The sequence below is a fragment of the Roseovarius sp. MS2 genome (genome assembly GCF_051447875.1).
GTDB classification, from domain to species: domain Bacteria; phylum Pseudomonadota; class Alphaproteobacteria; order Rhodobacterales; family Rhodobacteraceae; genus Roseovarius; species Roseovarius mucosus_A.
In genome coordinates, this window is sequence record NZ_JBKHVF010000001.1 from 2986833 (window position 1) to 3010086 (window position 23254).

At 60.3% G+C, this 23254-nt stretch carries 17 protein-coding genes and 2 pseudogenes; 10 read left to right on the forward strand and 9 right to left on the reverse strand.

What is annotated here, in order from left to right; all coding sequences use genetic code 11:
- Nucleotides 1–119: 119 nt before the first annotated feature.
- On the reverse strand, nucleotides 120–299 hold the full coding sequence (locus ACLGGT_RS14695; RefSeq protein ID WP_437196674.1) for a ribbon-helix-helix protein, CopG family: 180 nt from the start codon (nucleotides 297–299) through the stop codon (nucleotides 120–122).
- Nucleotides 300–418: 119 nt separating this feature from the next.
- On the opposite strand from ACLGGT_RS14695, the gene ACLGGT_RS14700 reads away from it, so the two are divergent.
- From ACLGGT_RS14700 to ACLGGT_RS14710, 3 genes are all read left to right on the forward strand, one after another.
- The gene (locus tag ACLGGT_RS14700) at nucleotides 419–913 is read left to right on the forward strand and encodes a hypothetical protein (protein WP_437196675.1); all 495 of its coding nucleotides are present in this window, start codon (nucleotides 419–421) and stop codon (nucleotides 911–913) included.
- Nucleotides 914–999: 86 nt separating this feature from the next.
- The gene (locus tag ACLGGT_RS14705) at nucleotides 1000–1581 is read left to right on the forward strand and encodes a hypothetical protein (protein WP_437196676.1); all 582 of its coding nucleotides are present in this window, start codon (nucleotides 1000–1002) and stop codon (nucleotides 1579–1581) included.
- Entirely contained in the window at nucleotides 1571–3796 is a 2226-nt protein-coding gene (locus ACLGGT_RS14710) for an AAA family ATPase (RefSeq protein WP_437196677.1), read from the forward strand. Before ACLGGT_RS14705 ends, ACLGGT_RS14710 begins: the two co-directional genes overlap by 11 nt.
- 132 nt (nucleotides 3797–3928) lie before the next feature.
- On the opposite strand, the gene ACLGGT_RS14715 is transcribed toward ACLGGT_RS14710, so the two are convergent.
- Together ACLGGT_RS14715 and ACLGGT_RS14720 are read right to left on the reverse strand one after the other, a co-directional pair.
- Nucleotides 3929–4108 carry a helix-turn-helix transcriptional regulator gene (locus ACLGGT_RS14715; protein WP_437196678.1) on the reverse strand — a complete coding sequence of 60 codons (180 nt, stop codon included), beginning with the start codon at nucleotides 4106–4108 and terminating at the stop codon, nucleotides 3929–3931.
- 68 nt (nucleotides 4109–4176) lie between these two features.
- Entirely contained in the window at nucleotides 4177–5343 is a 1167-nt protein-coding gene (locus ACLGGT_RS14720) for a tyrosine-type recombinase/integrase (protein WP_437196679.1), read from the reverse strand.
- Nucleotides 5344–5566: 223 nt separating this feature from the next.
- Here ACLGGT_RS14720 and gcvP point away from each other — a divergent pair, with 223 nt between their 5' ends.
- Nucleotides 5567–8416: an aminomethyl-transferring glycine dehydrogenase gene (gene gcvP, locus ACLGGT_RS14725; RefSeq protein ID WP_437196680.1), complete on the forward strand. Its 2850-nt coding sequence runs from the start codon at nucleotides 5567–5569 to the stop codon at nucleotides 8414–8416.
- A gap of 231 nt (nucleotides 8417–8647) precedes the next feature.
- Here gcvP and ACLGGT_RS14730 read toward each other — a convergent pair whose 3' ends face one another.
- The 4 genes and pseudogenes from ACLGGT_RS14730 to ACLGGT_RS14745 all read right to left on the reverse strand — a co-directional run bounded on the left by ACLGGT_RS14730 (nucleotide 8648) and on the right by ACLGGT_RS14745 (nucleotide 14727).
- Complete coding sequence (locus ACLGGT_RS14730) at nucleotides 8648–10435, reverse strand: helix-turn-helix transcriptional regulator (RefSeq protein WP_437196681.1); 1788 nt, start codon at nucleotides 10433–10435, stop codon at nucleotides 8648–8650.
- Nucleotides 10436–10527: 92 nt separating this feature from the next.
- A complete protein-coding gene (locus ACLGGT_RS14735; protein WP_422001909.1) occupies nucleotides 10528–11394 on the reverse strand; it encodes an inositol monophosphatase family protein in 867 nt (288 codons plus the stop codon).
- 137 nt (nucleotides 11395–11531) lie between these two features.
- Nucleotides 11532–14053: pseudogene (locus ACLGGT_RS14740) on the reverse strand (ABC transporter permease).
- A complete protein-coding gene (locus ACLGGT_RS14745; RefSeq protein WP_081508290.1) occupies nucleotides 14050–14727 on the reverse strand; it encodes an ABC transporter ATP-binding protein in 678 nt (225 codons plus the stop codon). Before ACLGGT_RS14745 ends, ACLGGT_RS14740 begins: the two are co-directional and overlap by 4 nt.
- Here ACLGGT_RS14745 and ACLGGT_RS14750 point away from each other — a divergent pair.
- Complete coding sequence (locus ACLGGT_RS14750; RefSeq protein ID WP_081508291.1) at nucleotides 14726–15412, forward strand: arylesterase; 687 nt, start codon at nucleotides 14726–14728, stop codon at nucleotides 15410–15412. The genes ACLGGT_RS14745 and ACLGGT_RS14750 overlap by 2 nt on opposite strands.
- 11 nt (nucleotides 15413–15423) lie before the next feature.
- On the opposite strand, the gene ACLGGT_RS14755 is transcribed toward ACLGGT_RS14750, so the two are convergent.
- Nucleotides 15424–16329 carry a LysR family transcriptional regulator gene (locus ACLGGT_RS14755; protein WP_437196682.1) on the reverse strand — a complete coding sequence of 302 codons (906 nt, stop codon included), beginning with the start codon at nucleotides 16327–16329 and terminating at the stop codon, nucleotides 15424–15426.
- A 139-nt stretch (nucleotides 16330–16468) separates the two neighbouring features.
- Between ACLGGT_RS14755 and ACLGGT_RS14760 the strand changes: the two genes are divergently transcribed.
- Genes ACLGGT_RS14760 through ACLGGT_RS14775 form a run of 4 tightly spaced genes read left to right on the forward strand, consistent with a single transcriptional unit; the run spans nucleotide 16469 to nucleotide 21238 of the window.
- Nucleotides 16469–17923, forward strand: a complete 1455-nt coding sequence (locus ACLGGT_RS14760) for an aldehyde dehydrogenase family protein (protein ID WP_437196683.1) — start codon at nucleotides 16469–16471, stop codon at nucleotides 17921–17923.
- A complete protein-coding gene (locus ACLGGT_RS14765) occupies nucleotides 17920–18909 on the forward strand; it encodes a membrane dipeptidase (protein ID WP_437196684.1) in 990 nt (329 codons plus the stop codon). The genes ACLGGT_RS14760 and ACLGGT_RS14765 overlap by 4 nt, the downstream gene beginning before the upstream one ends.
- Nucleotides 18910–18929: 20 nt before the next feature.
- Nucleotides 18930–20585 carry a hypothetical protein gene (locus ACLGGT_RS14770; RefSeq protein ID WP_437197424.1) on the forward strand — a complete coding sequence of 552 codons (1656 nt, stop codon included), beginning with the start codon at nucleotides 18930–18932 and terminating at the stop codon, nucleotides 20583–20585.
- Nucleotides 20582–21238 (forward strand): DUF3726 domain-containing protein, encoded by a 657-nt coding sequence (locus ACLGGT_RS14775; protein ID WP_437196685.1) that lies wholly within the window; start codon nucleotides 20582–20584, stop codon nucleotides 21236–21238. The genes ACLGGT_RS14770 and ACLGGT_RS14775 overlap by 4 nt, the downstream gene beginning before the upstream one ends.
- A 14-nt stretch (nucleotides 21239–21252) precedes the next feature.
- On the opposite strand, the pseudogene ACLGGT_RS14780 reads toward ACLGGT_RS14775, so the two are convergent.
- A pseudogene (locus tag ACLGGT_RS14780) lies at nucleotides 21253–22355 on the reverse strand (pyridoxal phosphate-dependent aminotransferase).
- Nucleotides 22356–22463: 108 nt separating this feature from the next.
- On the opposite strand from ACLGGT_RS14780, the gene ACLGGT_RS14785 reads away from it, so the two are divergent.
- Nucleotides 22464–23252, forward strand: a complete 789-nt coding sequence (locus ACLGGT_RS14785; RefSeq protein WP_437196686.1) for a crotonase/enoyl-CoA hydratase family protein — start codon at nucleotides 22464–22466, stop codon at nucleotides 23250–23252.
- Nucleotides 23253–23254 lie beyond the last annotated feature (2 nt).

Genomic DNA, 23254 nt, shown 5'->3' on the forward strand with positions numbered 1-23254 from the left:
GCCGCGAGGGAGGAGCCTTTGGCTTCCGAGCCACTTGGGAGCGGTGGCAATTTTCGGCGCGCGGAAATCTGTGCCCCCAAAATCTGTGGCCCTTGGTTTCAACCGTCGAAGAGACAATTCTATCTTTGGGCTTGCGCTTGCTGTTCTAGCCACGTCGCAAGAATGCGGCGGATCATTTCTTGACGCGTTGGAATATCGCCTTGGCACCTGCGTTCGCTGTCTATTTGTTCAAGCATATCGTTTGATAAGCGTAAAGTAACCGCGCTTGTATCGGTTTTTGGACGCCCGATCTTTTTCATTGCAGAATTCCAGAATCAGTTATTGACTTTAAGAATTAATAATGTCATAAATTACCAAGCGAGGCAAGAGGTGGTGCTCTTACCTCGCTCTAACACAAAGATCTAAAGAGGAGATCATCATGTCTAAAAGTACTACTATCACTCGATCCCGCGCGGCGAAAGCCGCGGCAAAACAAGAAGACAATTTGTTCGATCATTTTTGCGAACTTATGCTCCGATTGCTTCAAGCGATTGAAGAAGAGGAACTCGCTGCAGATGCAGGCTGGGATATGATTTCTCAGCAGCTTTATTGTCCAGAAGTCGACGCGGCTTGGAAGCTAGTCGCCATCCAAGCGGATATGATCGCGGCTCTAAAACCGCGCTCTGCAGATGACAAGTTGCTGCATCGAATGGCGGTGCTTATGTCTTGCGCCGTGTCGGCCACCACCGTTAGCACGCTCGAGGCTGCGCGGTCCCATGCGATGCGTTGCGTGCTCAAAGCGCATAAGGACATTTCACCGGCTGTGTTGGACCTCGCACAGGAAGCGCGCTTGGGCATCGAACAGATGATCGAGCATGCAAGCGCGCGTTCGGGTGACGAGAAGCCCACGCGGCACTTGCCGCTCGCGGCCTGATTTTCAGAGATTTTCAGAAAATTCATTTTCTCCGGTCGGCGCGCCTGCGCCGATCGATCTAAAACATACTCAAAAAGGAATTGAACATGAGTAAACAACCGCTATTGAGCGGATTTGAGACGCTTTTCGCCTCTCAAAATGACCGCATCACAACCAACGATATTCGTGACTTCCCAAATCTGTCGCGAGATGCGCTGACACGCCATGGAAAATGGTTTGGCCTGTCTGGCGAATACCTTGTCGACAGTATTCTGTTACGTTTTGGCATTTACACATCGCAGTTACCGGAGATGCTCCCTGCTGATCGCATCGTCTATCACCCGACATGTGAACTGCGGCTGCAGATCAAGACTTGCTGCCGTGCCCGGGACGGATACTTCCACTTTAATTTGACCAAAGGCTATCATCGTTCGCCGACGGGAGTGAAGCGCTATGAAACGGATGATTTCGATCTTGTGGCAATGGTCGCATTGTCCGAAAACGCAGTTAAATTCTCTGCGAGTAGGCAGGGGTCCCAGAGGATTGCTATCTCAGAAATTCAAGCTCTGCGCACGGACCCCTGCGCCAGTCTCGAACGGGCTATAGATGATCTGAGGCTTACTAGACCCAGTGTCACCGGTCTAATGCCAGCATCAATGCTGAACGGTGGAGGCGATTATGAGCAATAAACCTATTTCAAACGCATCCACCACACATAACTTTGCCCTGGATCTGGCACGCGCTACCGCGCGCAACCTGTTTAAAACAAACTGGTACGGAGTGCACGAAATTCGCGAGGATCCTGAGGAGCCGGATGAAGCTGACTTCGTCGCAAGTTTGCCAGAAGATTTGCTTCAAGATGCAGCAAAGCCAAGCTGGGAGGCGTCGGAAACGCCAATGGCCAACTCCATGAGCGACCTTGACATCGCCACGGCGATCCGTGCTGGCCGAGATCCCTGGGCACAGCACTCTGAAGCGGAGGGTCGGGTGTTGCGGCGGGGCAACCCACCACCTTCTTTAATTGCCGCGGCCTTCGCTGCGGCGCGACTTGTGGATAGCGAGGAGCATCTGCGGGATATTTTCCTATCAGGGCAAGTGACACATGTTCGCTGCCACTCAGTGGCGCTTCTGTGCATGCTCGAACAGATCCTGCCGAATTTCGTCGCGCATTGGCAAGGTCTGCTCTCGTCACAACAGGCGGCGAATCTGCATTGCATTTTCGGGGGTGAGGAAGAGGGGCTTGCACGCAGAACCACGCTGCGAACGCAGAGCTTGCTGGATGCAAAGGTCGAACGTAGCTTGTCCCAAGGAGCCGCAATTCTGCTGGTGACGACAGCGGAGATACAGCTGCCGGATGCAACGGCGGCGCTGATCACGCGCCGGGTCGATTGGCCGGGATTTACCACGGATATCGTGATCGAGACCCTGCGCTTAAGTCATAGTAGCACGGGGCTGCTGGCCGAGACAGACATCCGCAACCGCTTGCCTGCTGCGGAGCTTCTGAAAACCTTCACGCCGGGCCAGATCGATTCAGCGTTTGCCGCCCAAACTACGCTGAAAGTTGCAGATCGGCTTGCTGAAATTGACCGAAAAATGGCGCGTCCGCAGCCAGTCCTTTCTCTAGACAACGTGCACGGCATAGGAAAGGTGCGCGGATATTTGGATCGGATGTTGAATGATCTGGCCGCTTGGCAGGCGGGATCGCTATCTTGGGCGGACGTGACCTCAAGCGCTGTGTTTCACGGCGCTCCGGGGACCGGAAAAACCACACTGGCGAGAGCGTTCGCTCGCTCGGCGGGTATCGCGCTCATTGAAACGTCATATTCTGATTGTCAGAAATTTGGGCATCAAGGGGATATGCTTGCTGCCCTGGACAGGGCCTTTTCTGCCGCGAAAGAAGCTGCCCCAGCTGTACTATTCATTGATGAACTCGACAGTTTCTCGCAACGAGACGCCGCACAATACAACTCGAGCTATATGCGCGGGGTCGTCAATGGCCTGCTCGAGCAGATCAACCGGGCGAAAGATGTCGAAGGGCTAATTCTCTTTGGAGCGACGAATGCGCTGGAAACAGTTGACCCTGCCGTGATCCGCAGCGGCCGTTTCGATCTCAAGCTGCATGTTCCGTACCCTGATAAGAAGGGTCTTGAGGCTATACTTGCCGAGAAACTTGGGGCTGCGACTGCCAAAAATCTCAATCTCGCCAATCTTGCCGCCAGACTATTGGGACAGTCCGGAGCCGTCGCGGAGGCCATCGTTCGTGATGCTTTGGGGCGAGCACGGGAGGACCGAATGACCGTTCGACAAAACCACCTCGAGATCGCAGCCGACCAAATTGTGCCTAAATTGGACCAGGAGATTCTGCGTCGGGCCGCAGTTCATGAGGCCGGTCACGTGGTGGCAATGTTGCATTTGGGTTGGCCCCTGCCAAAGCGGGTTTGTCTAACGGCACAAGGTGGGCAAGTCGAGCACATGCCGTTTCACATGCTGACACCAAAAACCGCAAGAGAGCGTCTTCATATCCTACTTGCGGGGAGAGCCGCCGAAATTTGCATCTTTGGCGACCCTAGTTCTGGAGCGGGAAGCGGTGCAGAAAGTGATCTGGCACAGGCGACAAATTTGGCCCTCGCCATCGAGCGACAGTGGGGGTTCGGCGAGAGTGGTCTCACTTGGGATGCCGGGACCGCGCACGAGATTTGGCGCTTGCCGCAAAAAGAAAGACGCCGAGTTGAACTGCATTTGCAGGAAGCGTCTAGGAGCGCCCGTGCCTTGGTTACAGAGAAAAAAGCGCAGATTGTCGATCTGGCGGAGCATCTCTTACGTGTCAGAGAGATGTCGACGCGCGACATTAGGACGTTTGCAAAGCACATTGCTGGCGAAAGGACTGTCGACAAAGCCTCGTGAGAAGACGTGCGCGCGATCTAGTGGTGTTTGACTGGGTTCAGTTTTCCAAAAAAATGGTCACACCACTCCGCTGCAAAAGCCCGCCGGTTGCGAACCACAACTGGCGGGCTTTTGAAATGGTCTGATTGAAGTTCAGACTTCTGGCCGGTTCGCCAGCCATTCGAAGATTATGCTGGCCCGCCATCCAATGAGACGATCGGTCAGTTTTATCGGGGTCGGAAATGTCCCTGCAATTACATGTCTGTAAATTGTCGAGCGGCTCAGGCCGGTAATAATTTGCACATCCCTCTGTCTTAAAATCTTGTCTGTCATTTATATCCTCTTATTGTGCGGCACGACAAATCTAACAGAAGAATGTTAAAGCCACGTTTACGTTTTGTTCATGATTTTCCGCTCACATAAACGGCCCAGTCATTCATATACGGAACGCGCTGCATCAGATAGCTCGTGCGATTGTAAGCGTCGATAGCTGCATCACCCTTGCGCACATGGCCAATGCAGGCCTCCGCGACCTCGAACGGGCATTGCGCCTGATCTGAAAGCCACGTTCTCAGCGAAGATCGGAAGCCATGCGGACGCGCTGGCACTTTATTGTCGACGAGGTAGTTGCGCATCGCCATTTTATTCAACGGACCCCCGGTTGAGTTGGGGAAGAGATACCCGTTCCGCGCGTCTTTCTTTGCCAGTTCAATCACGTGCAGCGCCTCGGCACTCAAAGGCACGTCGAAGCCGGTCGTGTTAGACAGTCGCCCTTTGACAAACAGTGCAGGAATATTCCAAATGGATCCGTTGATCTGACTGAGCTGCATATTGATGACCGAGTCTGCCCGAACACCAGTCAGGATCAACATGCGTAGCGCAAGTTGCGTTAGGTCGTTGTCTGAGAGTGTTGCATAGAATGCAGGCACGTCTGACCATGGCAGGGCAAGACTGGGTTTTGCAGGTTTCTTGTTTTCACCAAGGATTATGACGGCTTCTTCAATCACTTCGCGATTTACGAGAAAGCCTTTTGCTCTGGCATATTTGAACACGATGCGAAGCCGAGAGATCGCTTTCTTTGCCGTCACGGTTTTCTCGTGCCAGATTGTCGAGAGGGCTCGTGCGATGTCATCTTGATCAATTTTGACGATCGGCATCTGACCCAGCTTTGGCAAAACATGCACACGAAGAGGCCCCAGCCATGCGCCGTTTGCGTTCGCACCCTTAAGGCTTGGCTTTTGAGCCTCGAAGGCTGCCATGGCCAAGGCTTCGAGGCGACCATCGCGCGCATTGGCTTGCTGACGCTGGAGGCGGCGCTCTTTGACGGGATCGATCCCCTCGTGGACTTGTTTGCGCGCCACGTCAGCTTTTCGGCGAGCATCAGCAAGGCTGACAGTTTTCAGCGAGCCAAGGCCCATTTCTCTTTGTCGTCCCCAGAGATGAAAGCGAAAGATCCATTGCGCCCCGCCGTCTGCGCGCTTGTGAAGCCACAACCCTTGTCCATCGCAATACTTGCCCGAGGGCAAGGATTTGAGTTTTGCAACCGTAAATTCATTCGATTTTGCCATAAGAATATCCTCCAAATTATCTACATTCTGGCGCAACACTGCCCGAGCCGCCCCGGGATGCCTTGACACAGTAACGCATTGTGATTTAAGGAAGATTAAACCCCGTGACACGCAGTGAAGACGCCTGACACGATAACAATACTCCTCCGGCGGGAGTATTTTTGCCAAAAAGAAGCCGCGGGTCAGCGTGATGCCACCTGCGCGATCTGATGAGGACAAACCCATGTCGTTCAATGCGACCGATTATCTGCCCTATGATTTCGCAAATCGCCGCCATATCGGCCCCTCACCCGAGGAAATGACCGAGATGTTCAAGGTGCTGGGCGTCCGGTCTCTCGAGGCCCTGATTGACGAGACGGTGCCGAAATCCATCCGTCAGGAAAAGCCGCTCGATTTCGGCAAGCCGAAGTCCGAGCAGGAATTGCAATTCCACATGTGGCAGACCGCGTCCAAGAACAAGGTCCTGACCTCGCTCATTGGGCAGGGCTATCACGGTACGGTGACGCCGCCCGCGATCCAGCGGAACATCTTTGAAAACCCCGCGTGGTATACCGCCTATACCCCCTATCAGCCGGAAATCAGCCAAGGGCGTCTTGAGGCGCTGTTGAACTTTCAGACCATGGTCAGCGATCTGACCGGGCTTGAGATTGCCAATGCCTCGCTTCTGGACGAGGCGACGGCGGCCGCCGAGGCGATGACTATGGCGCAGCGCGTGGCCAAATCCAAGGCCAAGGCGTTTTTCGTCGATGAGAATTGTCATCCGCAGAATATCGCCGTTATCCAGACCCGCGCCGCGCCCTTGGATATCGAGGTGATCGTGGGCAGCCCGGATGATCTGGAGGCGGACAAGGTCTTTGCCGCGATTTTCCAGTATCCCGGCACCTATGGCACCCTGCGCGATTTCACCCCCGAGATTGCAGCGCTGCACGCGCGCGGCGCGCTTGGGATCGTGATTGCCGATCCTCTGGCACTGACGCTGCTCAAAGAGCCGGGGGCCATGGGCGCGGATATCGCTGTTGGCTCGACGCAGCGCTTTGGCGTGCCGGTGGGCTATGGCGGGCCGCATGCCGCCTATATGGCGACCAAGGATGCCTATAAACGCGCCATGCCGGGGCGGATCGTGGGTGTGTCGATCGACAGCCACGGCAACCGCGCCTATCGCCTGAGCCTGCAAACCCGCGAGCAGCATATCCGCCGCGAAAAGGCCACGTCGAATGTCTGCACCGCGCAGGCGCTTTTGGCGGTCATGGCGTCGATGTATGCGGTGTTTCACGGCCCCAAGGGGCTGCGCGCCATCGCACAGCGCATCCACCGCAAGACGGTGCGTCTGGCCAAGGGTCTGGAGGCGGCAGGGTTCCATGTGGAACCGGGCGATTTCTTTGACACGATCACGGTCGATGTTGGTCTTTTGCAGCGCGGCGTGCTGCAATCGGCGGTCCGCGAGGGGATCAACCTGCGCCGCGTGGGCGAGACACGGATCGGGATCACGCTCGATGAGCGCAGCCGCACCGCGACGATTGAATCGGTCTGGCGCGCCTTTGGCATCATCATGGAGGATGCCGATTTCACACCCGAATACCGCATCCCCGATGTGTTGCAGCGCGAGAGCGACTATCTGACCCATCCGATTTTCCACATGAACCGCGCCGAGACGGAGATGATGCGCTATATGCGGCGGCTGGCGGATCGTGATCTGGCGCTGGATCGGGCGATGATCCCGCTGGGGTCCTGCACGATGAAGCTGAATTCCGCAGCCGAGATGATGCCGGTCAGTTGGCGCGAGTTTTCGCTTTTGCATCCCTTTGTGCCCGCTGATCAGGCGCTGGGCTACAAAGAGATGATCGACGATCTGAGCGCCAAGCTCTGCGATATCACCGGCTATGCCGCGATTTCGATGCAGCCCAATTCCGGCGCGCAGGGGGAATATGCGGGGCTTTTGACCATTGCCGCCTATCACCGGGCGCAGGGGCAGGGGCATCGCCGCGTCTGTCTGATCCCGGTCAGCGCGCATGGCACCAATCCGGCGAGCGCGCAGATGGTGGGCTGGGATGTGGTCGTTGTCAAATCCGCCGAGAATGGCGATATTGATGTCGAGGATTTCCGCGCCAAGGCGGAAAAACATGCGGATAACCTTGCCGGCTGCATGATTACCTATCCGTCCACCCATGGTGTGTTCGAGGAAACGGTGCGCGAGGTCTGTGAGATCACTCACGCCCATGGCGGCCAAGTCTATATCGACGGGGCCAATATGAATGCCATGGTCGGTCTCTCGCGCCCCGGTGATTTGGGGGGCGATGTGAGCCACCTTAACCTGCACAAGACGTTCTGCATCCCGCATGGTGGTGGCGGGCCCGGCATGGGGCCAATTGGGGTTAAGGCGCATCTTGTGCCGCATCTGCCGGGGCATCCCGAAACGGGCGGTTCTCAGGGGCCGGTCAGTGCTGCGCCTTTTGGGTCGCCCTCGCTCTTGCCGATTTCATGGGCCTATTGCCTGATGATGGGGGGTGCCGGGCTGACGCAGGCGACGCGGGTGGCGATCCTCAACGCCAATTACATCGCCAAGCGGCTCGAAGGGGCGTTTCCGGTGCTCTACAAGGGCCGGGGTGGTCGGGTGGCGCATGAGTGCATTCTTGATGTGCGCCCCTTTGCCGAGAGCGCGGGCGTGACCGTGGATGACATCGCCAAGCGGCTGATCGACTGTGGTTTCCATGCGCCGACGATGAGCTGGCCGGTGGCGGGCACCTTGATGGTGGAACCGACTGAATCCGAAACCAAGGCCGAGTTGGATCGGTTCTGCGACGCGATGCTGGCCATCCGCGAAGAGATCCGCGACATCGAGGAGGGTCGGATTGATGCGGAAAACAACCCGCTCAAGAACGCCCCGCACACGATGGAGGATCTCGTCAAGGACTGGGACCGTCCCTATAGCCGCGAACAGGGCTGTTTCCCGCCGGGGGCCTTTCGGGTGGATAAATATTGGCCGCCGGTCAACCGGGTGGACAATGTTTATGGTGACCGACATCTGATCTGCACCTGTCCACCGCTGGAGGACTACGCCGAGGCCGCAGAATAACCGCCTTTGGCAGCAAGAAGAAAAAGACGGCCTGTAAAGGCCGCCTTTTGTCCTGCTAAAATTACTCTTTTTAAATTATCCGCCCCTAAGAAAGGAAAGCGGACAAGCGACAGAAACGGATGCGCCATCACTCACACGAGCCGCCCTTATCACTTAACTTCACGCTAATGTGAGTGCCTTGAGTCTGTCATACCCCAAATGGGGTAAAGGCCGCGATTAATCGGCCAGCAATTAATCGGCGAGCAGTAATGTGAGCCGATCCAGAACCGGGCGCCAATGCCGGAAAAACGCCAGTTGCCCCGCATCCTCAAGCAGATGGAATTCGATCCAAGGGTAATCCCGGCGAAATTCCTCGAATGTGGCCAGCGGCACCTGCGGGTCTTGCCCGCCGTTCATGAACACGAGCGGCAGCTCGCCACGCAAAGCCTCGACGTCTGCGCTCCAATCATCGAGTTGGCCAGACACAAGCTGTCGCGCGAAGGCCTCGTGCGCGGAATGTTTGTCGGAGAGGGCCACTTCTGATCCCGTGGCGAGCGCTTCGAAGGCTTCCGGGTCTTCGATCACCGCCACATCGGCGGCAGAGTTGCCATAGACAGCGTGCAGAAAGTTGCGCTTGCCGATCTTGCGCGCGAGCAGAAAGCCCGCCTTGACCATGAAGGGCAAGAGATGCGGCGTGTATTTGGCACCGGCGAGGATGAACCTGTGCCATTTGTGCATCCGCTCGAACTGTTCGCGGCGGGTGAGGGGCAACATGCCGGAACAGGCCACGATCCCGCTGAAGGCAAAGGGATTGAGCCGGGCCAGCTTGACCGCATAAAAGGCATCGCCGCTGAGGCAGAGGATGGGACAGCGCGTCACGCCCTCGGCGCGCAGGATGCGCATCGTATCATCGCAGAGCGCCGCATCATAATCCGCGCCCCGCGTCACCATATCCGACAGGCCATAGCCGGGGCGCAGGGGCACAATGATTTTGAGGCCACGTAACGTGGCGCAGGCTTCGGCCGAAGCTGGCCACCGGACCAACCCAAAATCCAAGGGCAGGTAAAGCACTGGCCGCCCCCGTGGTGCCCCAAGGATGAGATAGTCCACGCGCCGCCCGTCGGGCATGACCAGTGATTTGAAATCCCGCTCTGAAAGCGCTGCATAACCTCGGCTGACCACGCGTGGGCCCGGTGCCGCGCGCACGGTCATGGCGGTCATGTCGATCATCGAGAGCGCGAGACGCACCAGTTCTAATTGTGAGTGGGTCTCAGTCTTGGCGAGCAGCGACTTGATTTGCGCCCGGATCGTATCCACCGAGCGTCCGCGCTCGGCGGCAATCTCATTGACGCCGCGACAATCCACCAAATGGCAGAGGATATCCGCCTCGGTCTGGGTCAGATCGAAGGCTTCGATCAAAATCTCACAAAACCCGGGGGGCATGCTTATTTCATTCGAGGCGGCGAGAACCAGAACCGCGCCATCGGGGGCAACACAGCGCTGCAACCGGAATACGATCAGATGACCCGCCTGCACCGAACGCACCCGAAGCACGGCGGTATCTTTTTCCCGGCTGTCGAAAAGAATGTCGAGGGCACCCGCGAGCGCGTCCATATCGGCCTCATGGATCGGCAGATCGAAGAGGCGCGCGTTTTCAGGCAGGGCCATGGCCTGATGCGCGGCGGGATTTGCGGCTCGGATGTGACGGCAGCGATCCAGCAAGAGGGCAGGCACACGGTCAAACGGGGCCAGCATGGCGTCGAGGCCATCATGATCCGCGTCTTCAGGCGCAAGGCGATCAAGAAATGCGGTGGCGCGGCGAAAATGTTCTGAAATCTGGGGTTCGTCCAACAGACGCGGCGCATCCAAATCGACTTGCGCACGAAGAGGGCCAATCGCGCTTTCCCAATGGTCGAGAAGCGCCTCGTAGCGCACGGGATCGAGCGCGACATCATAAAGACGGTCGAGGGTCGCCGCCCGGTCCGCGTCGGACAGGGTGACAACGTCGACTTTATCCGCCGTGTGCCGGTTCGATGTCATGCCTGAAATCCGATGAGATTAAAACTGGCCGAAGCCACCATTAAGTCATGCAGAAATGGCGTATCAAAGGCAAATGAAAAGATTTTCTGGCTTCAGCTTTCCAAAAGACAGGCGAAATGATCCTTTAAACTGAGCCAAGTTGCCTCATTTGCAGCACTCAGGAGAGTTCCCTGGGTGATTGAAGTATTGTAATCGCGCCCATCCAGCATCCGCGCCACGCCGCCGGCCTGCTGACAGATGAGCACGCCCGCCGCATGATCCCAGGGGTTGAGAACCTCTGACATGACGAAATCGACGGCCCCTTGCGCCAAAAGACGGTATTCATGGCAAGAACAGCGCAGGGCGTTACACCGCCCGAGCGCGGGTAACAGGGGGGCCAGCTTTTCTTGCCGGTCCTTCGGCATAAGAGAGAAGTGCATATAGCCTTGCAATTCTGCCAAAGCCCCGCCGCCTGACACGCGCACAAGACGCTCTGCACCCTGAACCGTCGCCATTCTCGCAGGCGCAGCCTCATCGGCGATAACCCAGTCATCCGAGACAGGGTCATACAGCAGGCCCAGTACCGGGCGGCCAAAGCGGGTGACGGCGATGATCACACCAAAGAGCGGCAGGCCGTGCACAAAGTTCCAGGTGCCGTCCACCGGGTCGATGATAAAGGCCAGTTCCGCCTCGGACACATCCTCGCGCAGGGTCGGCTTGGCTGCCACCGCCTCTTCGCCCACGATCAGCGCATGGGGAAACATCCGTTGCAGCCCCCGCGCCAGCATCGCCTCGGCCTGATGATCGGCCTCGGTCACCAGATCATGCGGCCCGGATTTGGTGCTGGCGTCGGCCCGTGTCACCGTGCGAAACCGTGGCATGATTTCGGCCCGCGCGGCGCGGCGCACGAGATTGACCAGCATGGTCTGTTGCGCTGGCGTGAGCGGAGCAGAGAGCGGGATAGGCAGCGAATCGGTCATGTCATCTCCTGTCGGGGCTCTGGTGGAGTGCCAGCCTTGGGAACTGAAATCAACGCGGCATTGGCCTTAAAGACCGGGGGTTTCACCCCCAGACCCCCAGAGTATTTCAGCCAAAAAGAAACCGGCTCGGCGCGGGCTTATTCGCGCGCGCGCAGGGTCCGTGCCGGACGCGCGCGCAGCGGGCCCAAGGCAAAGACAAGCCCCGCCAATAGTGTGACCAACATGCCGCCAAAGATGATCCCAATGGCAGAGGGCCAGATTACGGTAAATGAGGTGTCCATCACGAAATGGCTGACAGCCCAACCACCACCGATGCCAGCGCCCAAGGCCACCCCCCCGGCGGCACCCCCAAGGATAAGGGCTCGCAAAACGAGGCTGGTGAGGATCCGGCCGCGCGTGGCCCCGAGGGTTTTGAGGATGGCTGCCTCATAGGTGCGCGCGCGCTGATCGGCCGCTGCCGCGCCAATGAGCACCAGAAAACCGGTAAGCAGTGTGATTGACGCCCCCCATGAGGTGGCCGAGGCCAGACCCGCCAAGAGGTCGGTCACTTGGCTTAGCGCATCGCGAACGTTGATCGCGGTCACATTGGCGAACCGGTCGGTCACGTCGCGCAGGATGTTTTCCTCGGTTTCTTGGTCATCGGCATAGACTGTGGCGATGAAGGTATGTGGCGCGCCGGCCACCGCCGCCGGGTTCATCAAAAGGACAAAGCCCATCCCGACGCTGGAAAAATCCACCTCTCGCAGCGAGGTGATGGGGGCTGTGATATCGCGGCCCAGAATGTTGACGGTGATTTCATCACCAATGCCGATGCCCATTTCCATCGCCTCTTCAGCGGCAAAACTGAGTTGCGGTGCACCGCTATAGCCTTCACCCCACCACGTGCCGGCGGTGATTGTGGTGCGGGCGGGCAGGGCATCGGCGTAGCTCACGGCGCGGTCGCCCTCGACCACCCAATGCCCCGGTGCCACCTCTGTTGCGGGGCGGCCATTGATACGGCTGATGATGCCTCGCAGCATCGGCGCATTGTCGATGCGGCTGACGGCTTGGTCGGTCTCTAGCCGGTCCAGGAACCAGTCCATCTGATCCTTTTGCAGGTCGACAAAGAAAAAGGAGGGCGCGCGCTCTGGCAGGTCGGCGGCGATGGCGCGGCGCAGGTTGCCGTCGATTTGCCCCACGGCTGCCAGAACAGCCAGACCGAGGCCAAGCGAGAGCATCACTGGCCCTGCAGTTGTACCCGGCCCGCCAATTGCGCCAAGCGCCCAGCCAAGGGCAGGTCGACCGCGCAGGCGCGGGCGCAGGCTGCGGGCCAGCCGTTGGACAAGCATGGCCGCCAAGGTGAGAACCAAGAGCGCAGCACCGATACCGCCCGCTGTCCATAGGGTGAGCGGGGTGTTGCCAGAAAAGAGCATTGCAGCCAAAAGAAGCAGCGCGATCAGCCCAAGGGTTGTCGCGATCCAAGGCCAACCGGGCCAGCGACGTGTTGCGCCCGCCGCTTCACGATAGAGGGCGGCCGCGCGGATGTTTCGCGCGCGCGCAAGGGGCCAGAGTGTAAAGATCAGCACGCTGAGCACGCTGTAGAGCGCGGCCTCTGCCATGGGGGCGGCATAGGGGGCGAAGATGGCAGGCACGGGTAGCCGCGCCGCGATCACAGGCCCGAGGAGTACCGGCAGCCCCACGCCGAGGATCAGGCCGCCAATAATGCCAAGCAGCGCCAGCACGCCGACCTGAATGAAATAGGTCAGGAAAATCGTCCGTTGATCGGCCCCAAGGGTGCGCAATGTGGCGATGACCTGCACTTTGCCTGCAAGATAGGCGCGCAGCGCTGCCGAGATGCCAACCCCCCGACCGCAAGCCCGGAGAGCCCGACAAGAACCAGGAACGCCCCAAGGCGGGTCACGAATTCTGCGACACGCGGGCTGGCGTTTCGGGCATCCGACCAGCGAAAGCCGGAGCCATCAAGCTCTTGCAGCGCGCGCGCTTCAAATGCCGCCAGATCAGTGCCCTCTGGAAGATCGAGGCGATATTTGGTGGTGAACAACGAGCCTGCGCTGAGCAGGCCAGAGCCGTCCAAATTGGCGCGGCTGACAATAGTCCGGGGGCCAAGGCCAAATCCTGCGCGTGTTTGATCCGGCTCTTTCACAAGTTCAGCCATCAGTCGAAACTCGCGTTCGCCCAAGCGAAAGGTGTCGCCCACCGTAATGCCCAACCGGGCCGCCAAAATCGGCTGCATCACTGCGCCGGGCACACCGCCCGCGCCACCAAATGCCACATCCAGTGGCATGTCGGGGGATAGAACCACAGTGCCCACCAATGGATACGCGTGATCCACGGCTTTCAACTGTGTCAGTTCGCGGCGTCCGTCAGGGGCAATCGCCATAGAGCGAAAATCCGCAATTTCCGAGACGGCATCGGCGTTGCGGGCCATCCACGCGAATTCGTCTTCGCTGGCAAAACGGTAGGTCAGTTCCAGTTCCGCATCACCGCCGAGAATGGCTGCGCCCTGTTCGCTCATGCCTGCGCGGATGCTCTCGCGCAGGGTGCCCACTGCGGCGATTGCCGCCACGCCCAAGATCACGCACGCCAGAAAGATGCGAAAGCCACGCAGGCCGCCGCGCAATTCGCGCCGGGCAAGGCGGGCCGCTATGCGCAGGCTCATGCGGCGGCCTCGACGCGGCCATCGCGCAGGCTGATCACGCGGTCACACCGTGCCGCAAGCTCGGGGTCATGGGTGACAAGCACCAGTGTCGCCCCATGCCGGTCACGCAGGCCAAAGAGCAGGTCGATGATGCTCGCCCCTGTCGTGCTGTCGAGATTGCCGGTCGGCTCATCCGCGAGGATGATGGCCGGGCGGGGTGCTGCGGCGCGGGCAAGGGCCACGCGCTGTTGCTCGCCACCCGATAGCTGCGAGGGGTAATGGCCTGCGCGCGCCGCAAGCCCTACGGTTGACAGTTCCTCTTGCGCGCGGCCATGGGCATCTGCAACGCCCGCAAGTTCGAGGGGAGTTGCTACATTTTCGAGCGCTGTCATCGTTGGAATAAGGTGAAAAGACTGGAACACCACGCCAAAATTCTCACGCCGCAAGCGCGCCAGTTGATCTTCGTTCATCGCCGAAAGGTCTTGGCCCAAGGCCGTGATGCGCCCAGAGGTGGCGCGCTCCAATCCGCCCATGAGCATCAACAGCGAAGATTTGCCAGAGCCGGAGGGCCCGATCAGGCCCAAGGTCTCGCCCTTGTGGACATCGAGTGAAATCCCGTGAAGTATGCGCACGAGACCGGCATTCCCCTCCAGTGACAGCGTGACGTCGGTGAGGGACAGGATAGGAGAACTCATGCGTTTGCGCCTGATTTACAAAGGTTTTCTGACATATGGGGCCGCGCGGCCCTTGGGCAAGGTGGTAGCGGCGTTTCTCTGCCTTGTCAGCCCCGTGATGGCGGCAGAGCCGGTCACGGTTCTGGCCCTTGGCGACAGTTTGACCCAAGGTTACGGCCTGCCAGAGCAGGATGGGTTGGTTCCGCAGATGCGGAAATGGTTGGAGGATCAAGGGGTTGAGGCGGAATTGATCAATGCGGGCGTGTCCGGCGATACCACGGCGGGCGGGGCGGCTCGGGTGGAGTGGAGCCTAACGCCCGAGGTGGATGCGATGATTGTTACTTTGGGTGGCAATGATCTTTTGCGTGGCATTGATCCGGCGGTCAGTCGCCGCAATCTCGAGAGTATCCTGAGAATAGCGCAGGCGAATGAGGTCGAGGTTTTGCTGGTTGGCCTCTCGGCTCCGGGCAATTATGGGGCCGAGTATAAATCTTCTTTCGATGCGATTTATCCAGAACTGTCAGAGGCTTATGGCGCGTTCTATGCGCCGGATTTCTTCGCGGGGCTGGGCGGCGGCGATCCTGCGGCTTTGCAGCAATGGTTTCAGGCGGATGGCATTCATCCCAATGCCGAAGGTGTGGCGCGCATCGTCGAGGGCTTGGGGCCGCACCTGCGCGCCTTGATCGAGGCGGCGCAGGCGGAGTAACGCCGACGCCCCTAGCTCCAGGGTTCGCGCAGGCCAAAGCGCTGCGCCATATCGGGCAGCGCGTCGCAGAGCACGTCGATGAAGGCAGCCGCTACCGGGCTGGGTGTGCGTCCGTCGCGCACCAGCAGGCTGACGCGCCGCAGACAGGCGGCATCGGCCAGCGGTCGCGTTACAACGCCGTCGGGCAAGGCGCGGGTGGCCAGCCCGGGCAGGATCGTGTCGCCCGCGTCGGCCTGCACCATCGCCAAAAGCGATGTCAGGTTGCGCACCGAGAGGCGCGCACGCGCCGCGAGGGTTTTGAACTCGGGCGTCGATAGCGCGCTGAGGGTTTCGTTCAAAATCAAGCGCTCGCCGCTCAGTTGATGCCACGCAAGCGGTCGCGTCTCGGCTGCCAGCGGATGTGCCGCGTTGCACACAAAGACCAAGGCATCGGTGAAAAGAGGAATCGCGCGCAGCCCGTCGGGCTCTGCTGCGGGGCTGGCCAGACCAAGATCGGTGTCCCCGCGCAAGAGCATTTCGCGAACGCTGGCGCTGTCGGTGTCGTAAAGATCAATTTCGGCCTCGGGGCGGGCCTCTACAAAGGTCTTGAGAATGGCGGGCAGGATCAGCGCCGCCACCGAGGGGACCGCCGCAATCCGCAGACGGCCCGAGTACCCCCGCGCATAGCCGGTGATCAGCTCTAGCGCACGGTCATGGTCGCGCAACAAGGGCCCCACAACATCGAGCACGAAGGTTCCGAGGTCTGTCAGTTTGCTTTTGCGGTCGCTTTCAAACAGCGGCCCCCCTAATTCCGCCTCAAGCTGCTTGAGGGTCATCGAGACCGCCGACTGCGTTCGGCAAAGGATTTCCGCAGCATCGCGGATATTGCCATGTTCGGTGACGGTGACAAAGGCGCGCAGGGCTTCGGTCCGGATCATGGCTGGCCTGTTGGATGTTTCAGGGAAACTGAAGTTGGATGCAGTTATATTTGTTTGCCTTAATTCGGTCAATCGCGGATCGTCTGCCGAGGCGGGCGAAGCCCCGCAAAGTGACGGATCGACGGAAAGGGACGAGCGTATGACGGTGCCACAGACCGGAAATTTCATTGCAGGCGATTGGCGCGGGTCAGACACGCGGATCGAGAACCGCAACCCGTCGGACGTATCGGATTTGATCGGCACCTATGCACAGGCCGACCGCGCCGATCTGGACGAGGCGATTGCAGCGGCGCGGGCGGCGCAGCCTGCCTGGTGGGCGGCTGGCATACAAAAGCGGCATGATGTGTTGATGGCCATTGGCACCGAGTTGATGGCCCGCAGCCCTGAGATTGGTGGCATGGTCGCCCGAGAAGAGGGCAAGCCGCGTACCGAGGGTGCGGGCGAGGTCTATCGTGCCGGGCAGTTCTTTTGCTACTACGCCGCCGAAGTGCTGCGCCAGATGGGGGATTTCGCCCAGAGTGTGCGCCCCGAGATTGATATTGATGTGCGCCGCGAACCTGTGGGCGTCGTGGCGATTGTCAGCCCGTGGAATTTCCCGGTGGCGACGCCTGCGTGGAAAATCGCGCCCGCTTTGGCCTTTGGCAATGCGGTGGTGTGGAAACCGGCCAATCTGACGCCGGCAAGCGCGGTGGCGCTGGCCGAGATCATTGCGCGACAGGATATGCCACGCGGTCTTTTCAACCTTGTGATGGGGCCGGGGCGCGCGGTGGGCGAAGCGCTGGTATCGCATCCCGGCATTGATGCCATCAGCTTTACCGGTTCGGTCAACGTCGGGCGGGGCATTGCCGCGGCTGCGGTGCCCAACATGACCAAGCTGCAGATGGAGATGGGATCAAAGAACCCGATGCTGATCCTCGACGATGCCGATCTCGATATGGCGGTTGCCCATGCGGCGGGGGCGGCCTTTGGCGGCACGGGGCAGAAATGCACCGCCGCCTCAAGATTGATCGTGCATGCGGCGGTGCATGATGAATTCGTGGCGCGGCTGGCGGATGCGGCGCGGGCGCTTCAGGTTGGGCATGCGTTGGACGCAGGCACACAGATCGGACCAGTTGTCAGCGCCGACCAACTCGCGCAAAATCTGGCCTATATCGAAAAGGGTAAGGCAGAGGGGTCAGAGCTTTTGTGTGGCGGAGAACGGTTGGAACGCGCGACCGATGGATATTACATGGCACCGGCGGTCTTTGCGGGCACGCGCAACGATATGGCGATTAACCGCGAAGAAATGTTCGCGCCAATCACCTGTGTGATCAAAGCCGCCAGTTATGACGAGGCGCTGAGCATCGCCAATGACAGCGAATTCGGTCTGACCGCTGGAATCATGACCCGCAGCTTGGCGCGCGCCAACCACTTTCGCGCCAATATGCGGGCGGGCACGGTGATGGTGAACTTGCCCACGGCGGGCACGGATTACCACGTGCCCTTTGGCGGGCGCGGCGCGTCCAGTTTTGGATCGCGCGAACAGGGGCAATATGCCGCCGAGTTCTACACGACCGTCAAAACTGCCTATGTGGCACGGGGGCTGCCGGAATGAGCGTGGTGATCGACGGGCTGCAATATGCCAATTGGTCGGAAAAGATATTCCGCCAGATGCGCGCGGGTGGCGTGGATGCGGTGCATGTCACCATCACCTATCATGAGAGTTTTCGCGAAACAGTCCTGAACATCGAGGCGTGGAACCGGCAGTTCGAGCGGTTTCCGGATCTGATCTTTCAGGGGTTTGGGGCCGAGGACGTGACCCGTGCAAAAGAGACCGGGCGCACGGCGATTTTCTTTGGTGCTCAGAATCCAAGCTGTATCGAGGATGATATCGGGCTGGTCGAGGTTCTGCACCGGCTGGGACTTCGCTTCATGCAATTGACCTATAACAATCAGTCCCTGCTGGCGACGGGTTGCTATGAGGCAGAGGATACGGGTTTGACCCGGATGGGGCGCGAGGTGGTGGCAGAGATGAACCGCGTCGGGCTGGTGGTCGATATGAGCCATTCGAGCGAGCGCTCTACACTTGAGGCGATTGCCCACTCAACCCGCCCGATTGCGATCACCCATGCCAATCCCGCGACGTGGCATGCTGCGCGGCGCAACAAATCTGACCGCGTGCTGGGTGCCTTGGCGGAATCGGGTGGCATGCTGGGCTTCTCGCTCTATCCACATCACTTGCAGGGTGGCGGGGGCTGCACCGTGTCATCCTTTTGCGAGATGATGGCGCGCACGGCCGAGCGGATGGGGGTCGAGCGGCTCGGAATCGGGAGCGACCTCTGTCAGGATCAGCCCGACTCGGTGGTGGACTGGATGCGGTCGGGGCGTTGGACCAAGGCGGTCGATTACGGCGAGGGCAGCGCTGACGCCCCCGGATTTCCGCCGATGCCAGAGTGGTTTCAGGATAACCGGCATTTCGGCGCGATCTCTGACGGATTGCGCGCCGTGGGAATGAGCATTGCAGAAGTCGAGGCCATCATGGGTGGCAATTGGCTGCGGTTCTTTCGCGAGAGTTTCGGGCCGAACGAGGCCGCGCTGTGACCTGCGGCGCGCTCAATCCGATGCCCGAGGCGGCGCAGTATCGGCGAAGCCCGGATGTTGTGATGCGTCTGGCACGGATGGGGGCTGCGCATCCGACGCGGCTGTCCTTTCTGCGCCAGATGTTGCGGCGCGTGCAGCAAGAGGGCTGGCAGTTTGACCGCCCGGTCTGGGAATTTGACGCGCGTGGGCAGGGGCGGGCGGTTTACCGCGCCATTGGTCCTGAGAGGACCTATAGTCTTGTGGCCTTTGGGCATGACTTGCCGGACGAGATGCGCTCGGATCGGGTAATAGCGACGGCGTGGGACGCGACCTTCACACTCTTTGATGGAACGCCTGATGCCGAGGATTTGGAGCGGCTGGCGTTGAATGTGCCTGTGCAAGAGGCGGGGCGCGTCAGTCCGCGTGAGTTAAGCCTGAGCCGTGCAAACAAGTCTGTTCGCCTCTTTGACCATGTGGTCGCACGGTTGGCGGCGGGGCAGCAGCCTGATGCAGCAGAGCTGACCGAGACCGGTTATTTGATGCGCACAACTGCGGTCTATGGCTCGGGCAAGTTCGGCGCTGCGGATCGCGCACGGATTGCCGGGCGCCCCGAAATGCGCGCACCGTTTCAGGCCGAAATGCTGTCGGTCTGGCTGACGCGGGCCTACACGGTTGATCTGGTCGAGCATCTGGCTCGGGTGCGGGGCGGCGCGCTTGCGGTGCCATTGGCCCCGGAGCTGCGGCGCATGCTGGGCGTGGGTAATTCTACCGGCCTTGGCATGGCCCCCTTTTTGGTGCGGCATCCGGTCTTGCTCAACAACTGGATGATGGCGCGGGAAGAAGCGTTGGCGCGGGTGCGCGCCCAAGCGACGGCCACACCCGAGACTTTGGCGGGATTCGAGGTGGCGCTGCAGGCCGCGCAGGTGAATGCGCAAGGTTGGCAGAGCGGACACCCGGTGCAACAGGCGCGGCTGCTGGAGTTGCGCGACGGATTGGCTGCGGTCTGCGCGCATCTGTGCGCGGGTTGGGACCCCCACGGCGATCATCCGTGGGATGCGCTCTGGCGCTGGGCCGAGGGGCTGCTACCGCTTGAGGCGCAAGAGGCGCTGGCCGCCGCGATGATAGAACCGCATGGTGATCTGGTGGATGGTCTGGCCGACTGCATGGCCGCCGACGAAGACAGCGCCTTTGGCATCGACGGTGCGATGACGGTGGCGCGGGCGCGGGCGATTTTGTCTGAGCGGTATGGCTGGGCAATGGCGCTGGATCACGACACGCCCGAAGGCTGCGCGCGGTTCTGGTATGTCTCCGAGGAAAAGCTCGAGCCGCGTTTGGGCGAACGGGCGGCAGAGCCGGGCGCAGAGCGCGAATTGCCACTGGATATCTCGCGGCAGGCGGCGGCCTTGGCGCGGGCACTCTTGGAGTGGCCCGAGGACGCGCCGATTGCAAAGGTCTTGCTGGCCGCGCCAGAGCATAGGCTTATGCTGCGCCGCGTGCAGATGGCGGCGACACGCCCCTTGGCCGAGGTGCGCGACAATCTGATTGCCGCCGATGTGCTGCCGATTGATCTTTTGCGCTGCAAGCTGGCGTTCTTTGGCGCGACGCGGTTCGATCCCCGCTCGGATCGCTGGGTGCGGATCAGTCTCTTTCAGGGTGCGCCCTATCCGCAGGATATGGCGATGGGGGCAAACCTATGACCGAGTGCGCCCAAGACCCGACGCGCGCGGGCTCAGAGCCGCCAGACTGGGCAAGGGAGGTGATGCAACTCTCCCTGTCCGAAATTACGGCACTCGCGACCAAGGCGGCGCGCGGTGCGGGGCTAAGCTGGGGTGAGGCGGAAGAGGCGGGCTGGGCCTGCGGCTGGCTTGCGCGGGCTGGCTTGCCGGGGACAGCGATGCTGTTGCGGGTTCTGGAACGGCGCGATGCCACCTGTCCCTTGCTGAAGGGCATCGTACTGATGGACCACGCCGGATTGCCAGAGGGGCCATGTGCGCTGCCGGTAACGCTTCAGGATGTGGTCGAGCCATTGCTGCTTGTGCCCTTCTTGGCACGGGTGGCCGAGCGATTGGGTGCGCCGCTGGATTTGGACCTTGGGTCACAAACGATCTGTCTGACTGGGTCAGAGCCGGTGCCGGATTTGTCCGCGATGCGCGGGATGGGCGACCGCTCTGGGGTAGAGGTGACGATCAGTTTGGCAAAATCCAGTGCAGCGGCTGCGCCGGGCCAGTTCGACGGGCGCATTGACCGGGATGTGTGGACAACACTGGATGGTTTGGCGCTTTTGACGACCGTTCCCGCATCGGATGTGTCCCGGCAACGTGCTGGGGCGCAATCGAGCGACAATGATTGAGGGCCGGCCTTAGATCAGCCGGTTTGATCTGCGTCGCGCAGCGCCTCTGGCAGGGTTTTGGCCAAAACCTCCATCTCCTCTGCCCGACCGCAACTGATGCGGATGCAGCGATCCTGTGGCGCGACAAAGGGCATGCGCACAAACACACCACGTGCCACCAGTCCGGCCAGAACACGGCGGGCATAGGCCCCGTCGCGGCCACAATCGACCGTGACGAAATTGGTGGCAGAGGGCAGCGCGCTTAGCCCGTTTTCTTTGGCGACCTGCGCAATACTGTCCCGAGAGCGCCGCACCTCGGCCTGCACATGCGCAAGCCAGCCGGTGTCGTGGAGAGCGGCCAGTGCCCCGACCTGAGCCATACGGTTCATGCCGAAATGATTGCGGATCTTATCAAAGCTTTTGATCAGCGCAGCCGCCCCTACCGCATAGCCGATGCGGGCCCCGGCCATGCCATAGGCCTTGGAGAATGTCCGCATGCGGATGACGCGGGGATCATCGGGGGCAATATCGGCTGCCGTGCCCTCGGGTGCGAATTCAACATAGGCCTCGTCCAGGCACAGAATGCACCCGTCGGGCAGGGTGTCGAGCGCTGCGGTCACATCCGCACCCGGCACCCAAGTGCCCATCGGATTGTCGGGATTGGCGAAATAGATCAATTTCGCTCCGACCTCATGCGCGCGGGCGATCAACGCGGGTAAATCTTCGTGATCATCGCGGTAGGGCACTTTGTGTAGCGCCCCGCCAAACCCAGTCACATGGTAGTTGAAGGTGGGATAGAAGTGACGACCGCATCGCCGGGGCCAATCAGCAGGCGCACGAGATTGCCCAAAAGACCGTCTATGCCCTCACCCACCAGCACATTCTCAAGCGCTACGCCCATGTGATCGGCAAGCGCTGCGCGCAGATCATGGCTGGTGGGGTCGCCATATTTCCAAACATTCTCGGCCTCGGCCCGGATCGCGGCGAGCGCGTGGGGTGAGGGGCCAAAGAGATTTTCATTGGCCCCGAGGCGCGCGGCAAAAGGCGCGCCGCGTTGGCGTTCCTGTTCCTCTGGCCCGACAAAGGGGACAGATGCGGGCAGGCTCTCGATCAAGGGGGTATAGCGCGGATATGTCATGGCGCGCAGTTAAAGGGATGCCGCGCCGCCTTGCAAGGGTGTGCCGCGACGTAGTGCTGGTCTGAGCAAGGGGAGTGGTGTTTCATGGCGCAAAAGGGAGGAATGGCCATGGTCCGAGTCACGACCGAGATCAGGGATCACATCGCACATGTGACGCTGACCCGCGCGGATAAACGCAATGCGCTTGATCCTACTATGGCCGAGGCCATCGTGGCCGCAGGGCAGGCGCTGATTGAGGCAGATATTCGTGCCGTGGTGTTGTCCGGCGAGGGCAAGGCATTTTGTGCCGGTCTTGATGTGATGAGCTTTGCGCAATTGGCGGCGGGGGATCCAGAGGGGCTGATCCTGCAGCGCAGCCATGGCACGGGCAATCTCTTTCAAGCGGTGGCGATGGTCTGGCGGCAGGTGCCAGTGCCGGTTATCGCGGCGTTGCATGGGGTTGTTTTTGGCGCGGGCTTTCAGCTTGCGCTTGGGGCGGATATCCGGATTGCGGCACCCGATACAGAGCTTGCGATCATGGAGATGAAATGGGGACTGATCCCCGATATGGGCGGCATGGCGCTCCTTCCGCACTTGACCGGCTCTGATGTGATCCGGCGCATGACCTATACGGCGCGGCCGATTTCGGCGACGCAGGCTTTGGCCTGGGGGCTGGTCACGGAACTGGCGGATGATCCGCTGGCGGCGGCGCAAGATCTGGCAACTGAGATTGCGGGCCGCAGCCCCTCGGCTATTCGCGCCGCAAAGCGCCTGATCGGTGTGGCCGAGAGCGGGGCCGATGAGGCCGCAATTCTGATGGCTGAGAGCCGCGAGCAGGCGGCCCTGATTGGCAAGCCGGATCAGATGGAGCAGATTTCGGCCAATCTGGCGGGGCGCGCGCCGGTGTTTCGGGGGTAGCG

Bases quoted from the DNA above. Each gene is read 5' to 3' on its own strand.
- ACLGGT_RS14695 (WP_437196674.1), bottom strand. From the start codon at position 299: ATGAAAAAGATCGGGCGTCCAAAAACCGATACAAGCGCGGTTACTTTA.
- ACLGGT_RS14700 (WP_437196675.1), top strand. From the start codon at position 419: ATGTCTAAAAGTACTACTATCACTCGATCCCGCGCGGCGAAAGCCGCG.
- ACLGGT_RS14705 (WP_437196676.1), top strand. From the start codon at position 1,000: ATGAGTAAACAACCGCTATTGAGCGGATTTGAGACGCTTTTCGCCTCT.
- ACLGGT_RS14710 (WP_437196677.1), top strand. From the start codon at position 1,571: ATGAGCAATAAACCTATTTCAAACGCATCCACCACACATAACTTTGCC.
- ACLGGT_RS14715 (WP_437196678.1), bottom strand. From the start codon at position 4,108: ATGACAGACAAGATTTTAAGACAGAGGGATGTGCAAATTATTACCGGC.
- ACLGGT_RS14720 (WP_437196679.1), bottom strand. From the start codon at position 5,343: ATGGCAAAATCGAATGAATTTACGGTTGCAAAACTCAAATCCTTGCCC.
- gcvP (WP_437196680.1), top strand. From the start codon at position 5,567: ATGTCGTTCAATGCGACCGATTATCTGCCCTATGATTTCGCAAATCGC.
- ACLGGT_RS14730 (WP_437196681.1), bottom strand. From the start codon at position 10,435: ATGACATCGAACCGGCACACGGCGGATAAAGTCGACGTTGTCACCCTG.
- ACLGGT_RS14735 (WP_422001909.1), bottom strand. From the start codon at position 11,394: ATGACCGATTCGCTGCCTATCCCGCTCTCTGCTCCGCTCACGCCAGCG.
- ACLGGT_RS14750 (WP_081508291.1), top strand. From the start codon at position 14,726: ATGCGTTTGCGCCTGATTTACAAAGGTTTTCTGACATATGGGGCCGCG.
- ACLGGT_RS14745 (WP_081508290.1), bottom strand. From the start codon at position 14,727: ATGAGTTCTCCTATCCTGTCCCTCACCGACGTCACGCTGTCACTGGAG.
- ACLGGT_RS14755 (WP_437196682.1), bottom strand. From the start codon at position 16,329: ATGATCCGGACCGAAGCCCTGCGCGCCTTTGTCACCGTCACCGAACAT.
- ACLGGT_RS14760 (WP_437196683.1), top strand. From the start codon at position 16,469: ATGACGGTGCCACAGACCGGAAATTTCATTGCAGGCGATTGGCGCGGG.
- ACLGGT_RS14765 (WP_437196684.1), top strand. From the start codon at position 17,920: ATGAGCGTGGTGATCGACGGGCTGCAATATGCCAATTGGTCGGAAAAG.
- ACLGGT_RS14770 (WP_437197424.1), top strand. From the start codon at position 18,930: ATGCCCGAGGCGGCGCAGTATCGGCGAAGCCCGGATGTTGTGATGCGT.
- ACLGGT_RS14775 (WP_437196685.1), top strand. From the start codon at position 20,582: ATGACCGAGTGCGCCCAAGACCCGACGCGCGCGGGCTCAGAGCCGCCA.
- ACLGGT_RS14785 (WP_437196686.1), top strand. From the start codon at position 22,464: ATGGTCCGAGTCACGACCGAGATCAGGGATCACATCGCACATGTGACG.